At 57.4% G+C, this 12510-nt stretch carries 12 protein-coding genes and 1 tRNA gene; 5 read left to right on the top strand and 8 right to left on the bottom strand.

Annotated elements, in window-relative coordinates; translation table 11 throughout:
• Positions 1 to 190: 190 nt before the first annotated feature.
• The 4 genes from FNA67_RS04230 to murA form a co-directional block, all read right to left on the bottom strand.
• Positions 191 to 1276: a serine/threonine protein kinase gene (locus FNA67_RS04230; protein ID WP_147655185.1), complete on the bottom strand. Its 1086-nt coding sequence runs from the start codon at positions 1274 to 1276 to the stop codon at positions 191 to 193.
• A gap of 4 nt (positions 1277 to 1280) precedes the next feature.
• Positions 1281 to 1706 (bottom strand): DUF3010 family protein, encoded by a 426-nt coding sequence (locus FNA67_RS04225; protein ID WP_147655184.1) that lies wholly within the window; start codon positions 1704 to 1706, stop codon positions 1281 to 1283.
• Positions 1707 to 1761: 55 nt separating this feature from the next.
• Positions 1762 to 2553, bottom strand: coding sequence for a hypothetical protein (locus tag FNA67_RS04220; protein ID WP_147655183.1), 792 nt, complete (start codon positions 2551 to 2553; stop codon positions 1762 to 1764).
• 535 nt (positions 2554 to 3088) lie between these two features.
• Entirely contained in the window at positions 3089 to 4381 is a 1293-nt protein-coding gene (gene murA / locus FNA67_RS04215; protein ID WP_049704000.1) for a UDP-N-acetylglucosamine 1-carboxyvinyltransferase, read from the bottom strand.
• Between the two features lie 408 nt (positions 4382 to 4789).
• Between murA and FNA67_RS04210 the strand changes: the two genes are divergently transcribed.
• The 3 genes from FNA67_RS04210 (at position 4790) to FNA67_RS04200 (ending at position 8030) form a co-directional block, all read left to right on the top strand.
• Positions 4790 to 4864, top strand: a tRNA-Thr gene (locus FNA67_RS04210).
• Between the two features lie 79 nt (positions 4865 to 4943).
• Entirely contained in the window at positions 4944 to 6728 is a 1785-nt protein-coding gene (locus tag FNA67_RS04205; protein ID WP_147655182.1) for a site-specific integrase, read from the top strand.
• An 882-nt stretch (positions 6729 to 7610) separates the two neighbouring features.
• Entirely contained in the window at positions 7611 to 8030 is a 420-nt protein-coding gene (locus FNA67_RS04200) for a hypothetical protein (RefSeq protein ID WP_170267203.1), read from the top strand.
• Between the two features lie 6 nt (positions 8031 to 8036).
• Here FNA67_RS04200 and FNA67_RS04195 read toward each other — a convergent pair whose 3' ends face one another.
• From FNA67_RS04195 to FNA67_RS04180, 4 genes are all read right to left on the bottom strand, one after another.
• A complete protein-coding gene (locus tag FNA67_RS04195; protein ID WP_147655180.1) occupies positions 8037 to 9323 on the bottom strand; it encodes a hypothetical protein in 1287 nt (428 codons plus the stop codon).
• A 97-nt stretch (positions 9324 to 9420) separates the two neighbouring features.
• A complete protein-coding gene (locus FNA67_RS04190; RefSeq protein ID WP_147655179.1) occupies positions 9421 to 9843 on the bottom strand; it encodes a hypothetical protein in 423 nt (140 codons plus the stop codon).
• 212 nt (positions 9844 to 10055) lie between these two features.
• Entirely contained in the window at positions 10056 to 10571 is a 516-nt protein-coding gene (locus FNA67_RS04185) for a ribonuclease H family protein (protein WP_147655178.1), read from the bottom strand.
• A gap of 49 nt (positions 10572 to 10620) precedes the next feature.
• Positions 10621 to 10863 (bottom strand): hypothetical protein, encoded by a 243-nt coding sequence (locus FNA67_RS04180; protein WP_147655177.1) that lies wholly within the window; start codon positions 10861 to 10863, stop codon positions 10621 to 10623.
• 266 nt (positions 10864 to 11129) lie between these two features.
• Here FNA67_RS04180 and FNA67_RS04175 point away from each other — a divergent pair, with 266 nt between their 5' ends.
• Together FNA67_RS04175 and FNA67_RS04170 are read left to right on the top strand one after the other, a co-directional pair.
• The gene (locus tag FNA67_RS04175; RefSeq protein ID WP_147655176.1) at positions 11130 to 12065 is read left to right on the top strand and encodes a hypothetical protein; all 936 of its coding nucleotides are present in this window, start codon (positions 11130 to 11132) and stop codon (positions 12063 to 12065) included.
• Between the two features lie 7 nt (positions 12066 to 12072).
• The gene (locus tag FNA67_RS04170; protein WP_147655175.1) at positions 12073 to 12501 is read left to right on the top strand and encodes a very short patch repair endonuclease; all 429 of its coding nucleotides are present in this window, start codon (positions 12073 to 12075) and stop codon (positions 12499 to 12501) included.
• The last annotated feature ends 9 nt before the right edge of the window (positions 12502 to 12510 follow it).

The following is a 12510-nucleotide window of genomic DNA, read 5'->3' as shown; positions in this document are numbered from 1 at the left end:
GTTCCTGATTCCGAAGGGTCTACGGGTAACGGTAATCTGGTGATTGCGGTTCGATCTACAAGAAGTTGCGGGGCGAGGCTAGGGCGTTAGGGGAAATGGGGGGTGGGTCGATTCGGTCGGAGTGCGTTACGAGCATGCGACAGATTGACGTCACACCCGTGGACACAGAGGACACCCCTGGTGAGAGCGCCTAACTTGCTAGGTCTTCTACTTCGCCAACCGCCAGTAGCGGATCACTAAACCGCAAACCATGCTGCTTCTTCCACCCCCCCGCAACGCGCTTTTCGACCTGCAGGTCACCATCGACAGGAGTGAGTCGAAATGACCTGCCCTTTACATCTAGTTGGTAAAGGCCATCAACTACCTTCCAGTCGAACGTTTTCCTCCGGAGGTTGTTGAGCTTAGTGATGAAATCCGAAGCCGCTTCGGGACGCCTTTTGTAATCAACTCGACAAGCTTGACGAATGAGCTGCCGCAGGTGCTTGGGGACCGTCGCGGGAAGCGTATCAAGTTTGAGTACCTTGCCCTTGCGGATCACTGACCCGATACAGCTCTGCGCGTATACGTGACCTTCGATGCCGCCCAATGTCTCTCGTTGCTTCATCTGGGCGTGCGACAGCCAGCTGTCCTGCTCGTAGTCCAAGCGGCCACCGAGGGTTTGGTAGAGGAGCAAGCCTAGTTGGTAGATGTCGCCTTGGCGGTAGAAGCGGGCTGCCTCCTCAAAATCTTCGGGCGGTCGGTAGATGATCGAGTGCTTCGATTGCGTGGAAGCGAAACCCTCCTCGTTCATGGTCACTACCGAGCCGAAATCACCTACAACCCAGACGCCACCATCTGTGCAGAACACGTTCGACGGCTTCAAGTCTCGGTGGAGGTACCCTTGGCCGTGTAGGTAGCTCACGCCTGAGGCGATCTGAAGCAGAATATCTATTCCTTCTCGCGGACCAAAAGCCTTTTCGGCGAGTTGATCGTCAAGGTCACCGCCGCCGCAAAAACGTGTTATGAAATAGGCGTCATCTTCGTCTATCGGCTCTGCGCTGTCCACTTTCAGAATATTGGGGAACTCGAGCTTCGCCAGTAGCGTGGGCTCGATATGAGCTCCCCCTCCCCAATAATAGATCTTCATAACCTGCGGGCGATCCAGTAGGTTATTATGACCGATCAACACGTAGCCGTTGGCACCCTTGGTTATGTTGTCGCTGAATGTGATCGTTTTCTGCAGCCGCTGAACAGTCGGGCGAACATTCTCCGGCAAGAGACTGATATCGAAAGGCACCAGATTAACCTAAACTCAGGTGGTAAGCCCCGGCGCGGTATGGATCATGCAGGTAGGCCTGCAGCCCAGCCGGCAATCCAGCAAGGTTCGTTTTCTCGAATTTTCTCAGAGTGTTCGCATGGACAAAGTGGACGGGCTTGCCGCTGCAATACTGGATCAGCGTTTCTATCTTGAAAGTGGTTCCACCTCCGGCCATCGGCCCGGTCAGGGCGCGCTCCTTGATGCAGAAGGCGTCTACCCCGTTCTCGTGCGCGAAAGCCGCAATGGCTTGTGCAAAGGCCGCTAACGACTGGTAGGACTTCTCATCATCTAAAGAAATCTTGCGGGTCTGACACGGATAATGCTGGGCGCTGCCGTTCTCATCAAGGAACACGATCGCCAAATTTGCCGTAGAGCCGGTAATGGCTACACCACATATCTTCATTTTCATTTCCGCGAATCACTTAATCATTGCGCCCTTTATGAAAGTATACCGACGATCCTATCTAAATGTATATCTTGTGTTTACTCGATTGCGCCGCAGCCGGAACTAGCTTATCGACAATATCGACCGCAAACACCCAGCATGCGAACGCTATTTCACCGACGCGCACCGGCTCGATATCGACGGTCTCTCCCAGGTTGAACCTGGTGGTTCTGACGGCGACCTCCACTTCGATGCTTGACGATTCTCGAAGCTCCCTGCCAATTTCAAGCGGCGCGACCGAGCCGCTGGCGCCGATGACATTAACTTTCAAGTACGGCAACCGAAGGCTCATCGTATTTGTCTCGTCGACATCCTGGCGGCCCACGATGCCGCCGCGATGCTCGAGGCAATTCCGCAGTTTCTGAAAAGACGCGAGTTCAGGTGTCCACGACAACGGCGCCCGAAGGCTACTGACCACTTTCTGTACCAGTTTTGGGTGGCTCATGCCTTGTGCTCGCCGCCGTATTGCTTCCTGACGTGCGACTACAGCTGCCCGGATCGCTTCCGTCATAGTGTCTTCGGGCCCATCCCCTATCTCCTCGCGGAACTTGTCTGGCGACAATTCGGATACGATGTCGATATGCGTTGCTGCATCTTCCAAAGATTGCCTGACACCCCGCGCGAGGTCGGATACGCACATGGCGGTAAGTCGCCGGTTGATGGATGCGAGTTCCTCCTGTGGCGAGCGACCAAGCAACTCCATGTGATAGTGAACAGTCTCGTGAGCTAATGAAGGGACATTCGACAGATCTGCTTTTTGGATCGCCGGGTAGGTTAAGGCGAAAATGCTGTACACCTCCTTGGCGGCCAACTGAGCAGGTAGACCTACGCCCCTAGCGTCCAAGGTTAGAGTTACCAGTGGCAACCTCCAATTCATTGTGATGCCCCTACATAAAGATGTTCAATACCTTGCCATAGTTGGTCGTCGCGCACATCGTAAGATCTTGGTTTCTGCTGGGTTGGATTAAGGTAGCGTCCGCCCACAAGAACTTATCCCCCCACTCCCCACCCAGCCTACACTCCACCCATCCCCACCGCATCGGGCGGACTGCAGAGCGACCAGCGGCGGTGGGGACAGCCGGGCGTGCGGGGGCGTCGCTTCTCCTGCATGGGTCCATGGGACGCTGCTCGAATCCGGGGCTCGACGATCAAGCCGGCCGGAACGGAGCATTCGATCGCCAGGTCCTCAAAATCCCGGCGCCCCGAGGCGGAATGCGTCTCGTTTCTAATTCACCCATGAGGCGGATTCCGCCTCGGGGCCCGCCCGACCAAAGCAAACCGCGCGACCCGGGGGCCGCGCGGCGCGAAGTGCTGGAGTAAGGAAAGAGCGGGAGGCGGCGGGCCGGTCAGCTCGCCAGGCGCTCGATTTCGGCGCCGCAGCGCGAGAGCTTTTCTTCGAGGCGCTCAAAACCGCGGTCGAGGTGATAGACGCGGTTGACGATGGTTTCGCCGCGCGCGGCCAGGCCCGCGATGACGAGCGAGACCGAGGCGCGCAGGTCGGTGGCCATCACCTGGGCGCCCTTCAACTGGGATTTTCCGTGGACGGTGGCCAACTGGCCATCCACGGAGATGTCGGCGCCGAAGCGGGCGAGTTCGGCCACGTGCATGTAGCGGTTCTCGAAGATGGTCTCGCGGATGTGGGAGGTGCCCGTGGACATGGTCATCAGCGCCATGAACTGGGCCTGCAGGTCCGTCGGGAAACCGGGGAACGGCTGGGTCTCGATATCGACCGGCTGGATGCCGTTGCCGTTGCGGTAGACGCGGATGCCGTCGGCCTCGCTGGTGATGTGGACGCCGGAGGCCGAGAGGGTATCGAGCGCGGCCTGGAGGTGTTCGGGGCGGGCGCCGCGCAGCAGCACGTTGCCGCCGGCCATGGCGGCGGCCATGGCATAGGTGCCGGTCTCGATGCGGTCGGGCAGCACTTCGTGGGTGGCGCCGTGGAGTTCGGAGACGCCCTCGATGACGAGGCGTTCGGTGCCGATGCCGGAGATCTTGGCGCCCATGGCGACCAGGCACTCGGCGACGTTGCCGATCTCGGGTTCGCGGGCGGCGTTCTCGATGATGGTGGTGCCCTTGGCCAGGGTCGCCGCCATCAGGATCGTGTGGGTGGCGCCCACCGAGACCTTGGGGAAGGTGATGGTGGTGCCGACGAGCCCGCCCTTGGGCGCCTTGGCCACGACATAGCCTTCATCGATGTCGATGTCGGCGCCCAGGGCCTTGAGGCCGTAGAGGAAGAGGTCGACCGGGCGGGTGCCGATGGCGCAGCCGCCGGGGAGCGAGACGCGGGCGTTGTGCTCGCGGGCCAGCAGCGGGCCGATGACCCAGAAGCTGGCGCGCATCTTGGAGACGAGATCGTAGGGCGCGGTGGTGTCCACGATGTCGTTGGCGTGGAAGGTCATGCGCTGCCCGCCGCCCTCGGCCTCGCCGCGACGGCGGCCGTGCACGGCGATATCCACCCCGTGATTCTCCAGGATACGCTCGAGCTGCTTGACGTCGGCCAGGCGCGGAACGTTTTCGAGGACCAGCGGCTCGTGCGTGAGCAGCGAGGAGATCATGAGAGGCAATGCGGCGTTCTTGGCACCCGAGATGAGGATTTCCCCATTGAGCTCGTTGCCGCCCACCAAACGAATGCGATCCATATCGATTTCCCAAAAAGCCCGAATCGAAAAGGGAGCCGGGCGCGGGCCGGGCCCGCAAATTGAAGCGCGTTAGGTATCCGAACCGGGATCGGCGTTCAAGGCGAAGCCCCTGGCTTCCCGATCACGCTTTGCCCGATTCCTCCGGTTTGTGGCCGGCCGGCAAGGAGGCGAGCCGTTCGCCAGCTTCATCGCGTGCCCTCGACTGTCCCTTGCGTCGCTTGAGGTTCTCACGAAGCTTTGCGGCTAATCTTTGCTCGCGTGCCTTGGCTGAATCGGATTTTGACATTGGAGGGTAAACGAACCGGAAGAACTGAACCCTGTGATAGGCGTTTTTTGGCCTTGCGTCGAGAAAAGGCCTATGGCACTAGAGCGCCGTTCGCTTCGGACGGAGCTTCTCCGCCCCGGCACGCTGCCGTAGCTCAGTGGTAGAGCACTCCCTTGGTAAGGGAGAGGCCGACAGTTCAATCCTGTCCGGCAGCACCAGTTTCCTCTGGAAATTTTGCCTGAAACTCCAAATACTTAGTGTTTTCCGTGGCTTCCGCTAACAACGGAGCTACAAAGCATGTCACGATTCACAGCACGTAAAAGGTGGCTGATGGCGGGACCGTGGGCACATCCGAAGACTGGCATCCTCTATTATCGGAAGGCGACGCCGCCTGATCTCTGGGCAGCGCGAGACCGCCTGAAAGAATTTGGCATCAAGGTCACCAGGGAAGTCCATCGGTCGCTTGGCACCAAGGACCAGCGGCCAGCGGAACAGCTTTACTTGCGGCTTGCTGCCGACCAGGAAACCAAATGGCAGCAGTGGCGAGACCTCCTGCGTCATGGCCCTCAACCGCTCACCCACAAGCAAATTAACGGCCTAGCGGCAGATCATGCTCGGGCCTTCTTGGCTCGGCATGAGGATGACCCATTTGAAGTCCCTGCTCCTCTCCCTATTCCATCGCTTGATAACCTCGATGAAGGCCCATTGCAGAAGATGGTGTCTGGGATGTCGGTCGCTCAGTCGGATTCCTTGAAGGCCGACCTCATAGCCTACCTCAAGGCCACACCCGACCAGCGACGGATGCTCAGCCGGCACCTTCTTGAGCGACATCCTGAGTACGCAGCGATCATCGGGGCCGATTTTGCGACGGCGCTTGACGCTATGCACGGTGCAGAGACCGACGAAGCGATGAAGTCTCGGGGTGTCCATACTAATGCTGCAACACGAGGGCTGGTGAATTTCGCCATGGCTAACCACATGGCCACAGCCAGACTAGGCCTGCAGGCGAGGCAACTTGGCGACTACGGGCCTATAGTGGAACTGGACCGCGCTCCCTCGTTTGCCGCCGCACCCTTACCCGCTCCGGCTCAGACCGCACAGACCGAATACCTTTCGCTGACCGAGCTGCTCAACCACAAGGCCAAGACAACGAGCATCAGGCCGAAGACGGTCGCCACTACCCGTAGTTACCTAAACAAGTTCATCGCGTTTCTGGGGCACGACGATGCTGGCCGAGTGACTAAGTCGGATGTGCGTAGATGGCGCGACAGCTTGATGGAACAAACCTCGCCCGCGCTGCTTCCAAAGACCATAGATGACTCATACATTTCGGCGGTAAAATCGGTGTTGGCTCATGGCGTCAAAGAGTTTGACCTGCCAACGAACGCAGCTTCCAATATCCGGGACACTCGGCCCTCCCCTGCCCCTACGAGGTCTAAAGGTTGGAGCCAACTAGAAGCCCTGCAGATACTCAAGGCGACCTTTAAGGGCTCCTCCAAAGCGCTATCCACACCGCACAAGCGAGCATTGTTCTGGGTGCCATGGATACTCGCTTATACAGGCCTAAGAGCGTCCGAAGTCACCCAATTTCAGGGGCGTCATTTGAGCGAGGAAGGTGGCATTCCCCACCTCATAATTTCGCCGCTGGACGGCAACACCAAGAGCGGGAAAGCGTGGGCGGTCGGTATCCATCAGCACCTCATAGAAATGGGCTTCCTGGAGTTGGTGAAGGAGATCGGCGACGGGCCACTATTCTACGAGGCCTACGACAAAGACGAGACCCCGCCCAAGCCCGATGGCCGGCACAGGTCTAAAGATGCTGCCGAGCGTGTCTCGGAGTGGGTGAGGGAAGAAGTCGGGCTCATAGCGCCCCTGGGGCGCCCCAATCACGCTTGGCGTCACATGTTCACCACGAGAAGCCGCGACTGCGGAATGGACAAAGAGGCCCGAGACTACATGATGGGCAGTCGAAACACGGCGGACGCACGCGAGGGTTACGGCGACTGGCCTCCAGCGGTGCTAGATCGGGAGATAAATAAACTGCCGCGTCTCGACGTCATCGACGAAGGATGGCGGCCATGACTGTTACAAGGGAAGAGCTACATGCTGAGGTTTGGTCTCAGCCGATGACGATAATTTCTGCAAGGTACGGTGTGTCAGGAAGCTATCTCACCCGCGTTTGCGTTGCATTGAACGTCCCCAGACCTCCATTGGGTTACTGGGCGAAGCTTGCGGTAGGACGTGCACCAGAACAGACTAAGCTTCCAGCCGCTCAACCCGGCGACCAGTTGACGTGGGACGGCAAAGACGGACCGTCTTCAGCAACCGCGTTCACAGCTCGCAACTCCCAAGCCCAGGCGCTCCTCTCGGCGTGCTGCCCTTAAATCTGAACAGTGGCTGGAGCATTCGCTGATCCGGGGCACAAAGGCAGAATTTTTGCGCAGTAGGCCTATAGAAGGTTGGGGCTACCTCAAGCCATTCAAGCAGTTATTGCCCGACGTGAGATGCTCACCGACCTGCTTGGATCGGGCGCTAGAAATCGCGAGCAAGCTTTACAAAGAACTTGAGTCGGTCGGAGGGAGGGTAGTTCTAGGGCCAATCGATCTTCGTTGGTATGACAGCGAGATAGACGAGCGGGAGGTGGTTACCAAAGACAGGCAGGCAGACTATCAGTACGGCTCCAAGTGGTCTCCACGACGGCCTACGCTTGTCTACTTCGACACCACGCCAATTGCATTGGTAGTCGTTGAGATGACTGAAGAAGTCCCGCTCCGATATGTCGACGGCGGTTACATCCGGGAGACCGAATTTCAAGCCAACGCCCGAATGTATCGTGGCCGGTACAATCACCAGGTTACCAAGCCGCTACCGAGCAATAGGCTCCGGATTGTAGCAACTTCCGCGGAGGGCGTTAAATGGAAGTCCAGTTGGCAAGAGAGAGGCTCCGCACCCTTAGGGACCATGTTGTCGGCAATCGCCAAGGAGATTTATCGCGCTCTTCCCGACATTCGGGAGCTTGTTGCAGAAGCAGAACGACAGGCCGAAATTCGGCGCCAGGAATGGAATGCGGCAGAAGACCGGCGCAAGCGCAACGAGGACCGCGAGCGGATCAAGCAGTCCTTTTTGGAAAGCAACAGTCGACTCGCCGAGGTGATAGAGCTTTGGGCTAAACGCAGGGCCATCGTCAGCTTCTTCGACGAGCTATCGCAAACAATCGGGCAGCTGTCAGCCGTCGAGCGAGAGGAGATGGAAGGCAGATTGGACCTGGCAAAGAAGTTTGTCGGCACAACAGACCCACTTGATTTTTTCCGGTCTTGGAAAACACCGGAAGAGATTTATGCCCCCCGGTTCACCGACAATCCGGGCGAACCCGTGGAAGACTAGCGACCATCATGGCAGCAAGGTCTTCTGCGTAACGCCAAGCGTCTGCCCACAGACCTCAAGAGAGGCCCGTCTCATAACGACGCTGGCAATCTCGACATTTGCAGCTGGCACCATCATCCCGTCATGCATTGGCAAAGCCGGTACCCCTCGCCGCATCAGGTCCAACAGAGCGGTCATTAGGATGCAGCTCTCGGTGAACATGAATTCAAGCGACAGGTCTTGCTCTAACGAGCTAGCGAGGACGGGGTGTAGTTCAATTACTGCCTTCCTCAACTTAGCAAGCGTCCAGCCTGCTGGCAGCTCATCGCGAACGCGAGGAGGCAGACTGCGTAAGGGCCCGCTGGAAAGCAGGGCGGACATGGCGGCCTTGGCTGCGGCACGATGTGTTTCGAGACCACGAATTGCGTAGGGGTCACCATCCGGCGGAGGATGTCCGGCCCGGATGTACGCCAAGCTCGGGAACATTGCGCTGAAGTCGAGATCGGCAACAGGCTCACCGTTTATCTTGAGGTGCTGCCTCTCAGCCTCCGGGAGGATCATCCAGAAGCCCCCGTACAATCTGCCGTGCAGGCGAAAAGCCTCCGGGTCTGCCGTCGAGCGGATGGTGAAGTTGCGCCAGAGGTTGAACGCCGACGACGGCTCTCCCTTCAGCGTAATCGCCTGAGACGAGAGGAACGCGTTTAGTTCGTCGATCTCAGCTCGTAGCAATCGCGTTTCTGCCGTCTCTAAGTAGTCAACTCGGGAGTTTGCTACCCGGATGCCATATGAGTACCGTCTCGGAGGGCGAGCCGTGAGGACAAGGTTCTGCTGTCCGCCAGCTCGAACAACGTCCGACAGTTTCACGTCAGCTGCCATAACGGCATCATGCAGTCGATCCACCGCCCTAATGGTCGTCCGTGTCTGCTTGAATTTCGGAGCGAACTTTTCGATCAAGCCCGCAGACGCCAATGCATCTATCGTTGGCGAGAGCTTTTGGAAGCCTTTGCGGTCGTACTTCGTCTTTTTGGTGTTTGCCAGTGGCACGGCCAGCCGCGCTTCTGACGGTCGGAGGCGGTGAAGGAGGACAAGATTGGCGACAATGCTGGACACCATTGCCTCAACGTTTCGCAGCAAGTCGATCCTAGGCCTACGGTTGGGACTTCCAACTTGGCAGAGCACCTCATCCACCATCTCTCCGCGCAACTGCGACATGACTCCATCGGCCAGCGTCGCCCAGGCGTCCATATGGACGTTGAGGGACCGGGGATGATCGTCCTCCTCTTCTCCCCATACATCAAAGTCACCTACCCCCATGCAGCTACCAGGGGGAGGCTACTAGGAGGGGTATAGCGGGACTTTTTCGGTGATGACCAATAACGGCTCAAACTAGCGGGATGTAGCCAATATGTGCTCACGGACCCGATCTCGTTTGCGAATGATTGCCGATATCACGACCGTTGAGGGCAAGGCTTTCAATGTCCTCCAACCAGGCACCCATGTGGCGAAGCACCTGCCCCTCAGATCGAGGATACTTGGAAGGCATTGGGAACCCTGACGTTGTCTTGTGGGTGCCGCTGGCAAGGCGATGCACCGCCTTTGCATACTGGACCTGACGATACTCTCTCTGCCTCTGGTCGATCCCCTTTGCATCGCAGCAAGCCGAAACCGCAATCACCCGTTGCAAAATGCGTTCAGGAGGAATTGAGGCATCTCTCAGCCGCGCAAATGCGATGAGAGCACGCTCTTTCGCCGACTTATCCCTCAAACTGTACGCATTGGCCGCTTCGCCTGCTCCGGTGAGGTAGGAAGCGATGCCTTGAAGCGATTTTTGCACCCTTACGTCCTCCGCATTCTCACTTAACCAGCGGGTCGCAGAAGCGCGGAACGGCTGAAGCTCACGAGCGGAAAGGCTGGCGAACCAGTACGAGCCATGCCTACGGTGAAACTCAACGTGGTGCTTGCAGTAGCGTTGTGAGTGTCCGATACCCGAAGACGATTGTGTCAGTCGACGGCAGCCAGGAAGGCTGCACTTTTGCCCCTGGGAGGTCACTTCCATGGGTCTCTATCGAACGCCCTTTGCATCCAAAACTCGTTATCTCGATCCTCAATCATGTCGAGGAGGAGCTCATATTCCTTGACGGTATCGATAGGCCCCTTCTCCCGCTTGTGCCAAGTGACCGGAATACGCGTGGTGATCTCCTTAATCTCCCGCCACCAATCCAAGTTTTCAGGTGTCCTACCTGACTTGGCCTTCCAGCCGTTCTTCTCCCAAGCATCGAACCACTCGGGAATTGTCTTTGCGTTCGGCTCATTCGCGGTATGAACTTCTACAGCCAACCCTAGAGACTCTGCTTCTCTAAGCCCCATCAATACGGCGTAGATATCCGCCCCGATGTTATGGCCCCTCGCTTCAAACATTTCGGAGACGTCGTTCCGAACAAGGTGCATCGGCCCGCGCTCGTCGTCGTGCCACATTAGGCTCCATAACCAGACTCCTACTGGCGGGACTTGCTTTGAAAAGTATCGCCCAACGCTCTTCAGGATGACGATGTCATTTTCCATTAGCCGCTCCTTCACCGATTACGCTGACATAACGAAACTCCAATCAGATTCAAGAGTTTGGAGTGTTGAGCTTGGTTGTCTTGCCAGATGACCGTTCTGAGCATCCTGTGGCTCGAACAATTGCGGTCAGATTTGGCTGGCCGCGATCACGGGTGGTGGTCTTGTGGCGTTTTATGATTTGCGGAGCGGCCAGCACATGCGCCTTCGTCTTTTCTTTCGCCACCGTGAGCCTGCCGCCTGCGGCGATCCCCGTAATTTTCCGGGCAATCGTCGCCAGCATGTGTGACAGCATCGCGTTTCGCCTCCGCCCTGCGGCACTGACGCAAACCAAATGCCAGCAATGAGGCGATGTCCAAGAACCTTCCTTCCTCAAGGCTTCAAGTGTGGTCGATAGCATCCGCTGTCCAACACCCTCGTCCATGATCGAGATTCACTTTTGTCTTTGGGGCCCCCCTGACCAACTGGTTCGTTCAATGCACGAACGGCGACACCCAAAGACACTTAGGTCAAGGCACCTCTCCAGGTTAAACTTGCGGTAGCGATTCTAGGGGGTACACGGTGCAGCAAGACGACGAAGATATTGACGACCTCGTATTGACTGAGCTCGATTTGAACGAAGCAATGAAAGAGGATGCCGAGACCTGGGACGAGGGCGAAAAGGCTCTTCTAATTAAGCATATCTTCGATGATCTGTGGATCGAGGAAACCAATTCTCTCAAGAAAACCATCATTATAGATGAAGACCTGAGAACAGCGAGGGTCGAGTTGGGAAAACTCATTCCTCTGAAAATCAAGGTTGGTAATCCCAATAATTTCTTCAAAGATATTGTTCGCAAGAAAGCAGCCTACCGGCTCTGGCCTGCTTCGCTACGCGATAAGGGTTGGACCGGAGAGCAGCGGACAGGCGACGGCAAGGTCTTCGAGTTTGTCCGGATCACCGAGGAATGGCCTGATAACCTCCAGATTGACTACGGGCCAACTGAGGATACGCCCAGGTTCATCGTTCAAACTCTTAGTATTCCTCTTTGGACGAAGGAGTTAGGGCGCAACGATGAGCCGTGGCTGCTCCAGTCTGCGGTGAACCTTCGAGTGGTCGAGACGCACTTCTCGACTGCTGAAAAGTCTCAACTGCCCGCTCTGTCGGTTACTCACCTTCAAATGGACTTGAAGCTCCGGAAAACGCAGATCGACGCTCTGTATCTCCTGCAGTACGATCAGGGGGCCGCGCGGCCGAGTGGGTTCGCGCACGTCACGGTCGAGGCCAAGCAGCATAATCAAAGGATCGTGGTCGAGCAGGTGGGCTGGCAAGCGGAGGCTGCCCTGAAGAACCAAAAGGCAGATTACGTCGTTCCTCTGGCGCTAGCAGCTGTGCGCGGTGAGGGCATTTATGTCGTAGAGTTTGAGATGATCAAGCGTGGTGACGAAGTCCCGCCCCGTCTCAAAGTCTTCCGTGACGCTCTCTATTTGCTTCGACCTAAACTCGTTGGAATCTAGTTGCTCGATGGATACCCGGAGTCCGGCTCAGCGAACCGCCATTATGAAGGCGGTGAAGACGAAAGACACCGGTCCCGAGCTTCTGGTGCGGCAGATTTTGCACAGGGAGGGATATCGCTTTAGGCTCCACCGGAAGGATTTGCCCGGGCGTCCTGACATCGTCTTGCCCAAGTTTCGTCTTGCGATCTTCGTCAACGGCTGCTTCTGGCATGCTCACGATTGTCCGAAGGGCCGTGCACCTAAATCCAAGTTGGACTATTGGGGCCCCAAACGAGAAGCGAATGTGATTCGAGATGCAAGAGCCCGAGAAGCGCTACAGGCGCTTGGCTGGCACGTGCTCGTGATCTGGGAATGTGAGGTCAAGTCTAAGGAATTCGAGCTGACACTTTTGCCGTCGCTTAGAAATTCGATCGACTTTCCTTCTGATACGCGGTAGCTTCACTAC

The organism is Youhaiella tibetensis (assembly GCF_008000755.1).
GTDB classification, from domain to species: Bacteria; Pseudomonadota; Alphaproteobacteria; order Rhizobiales; family Devosiaceae; genus Paradevosia; species Paradevosia tibetensis.
Note: the sequence above shows the minus strand (reverse complement) of the source record. Positions and strands in the feature narration are given on the sequence as shown.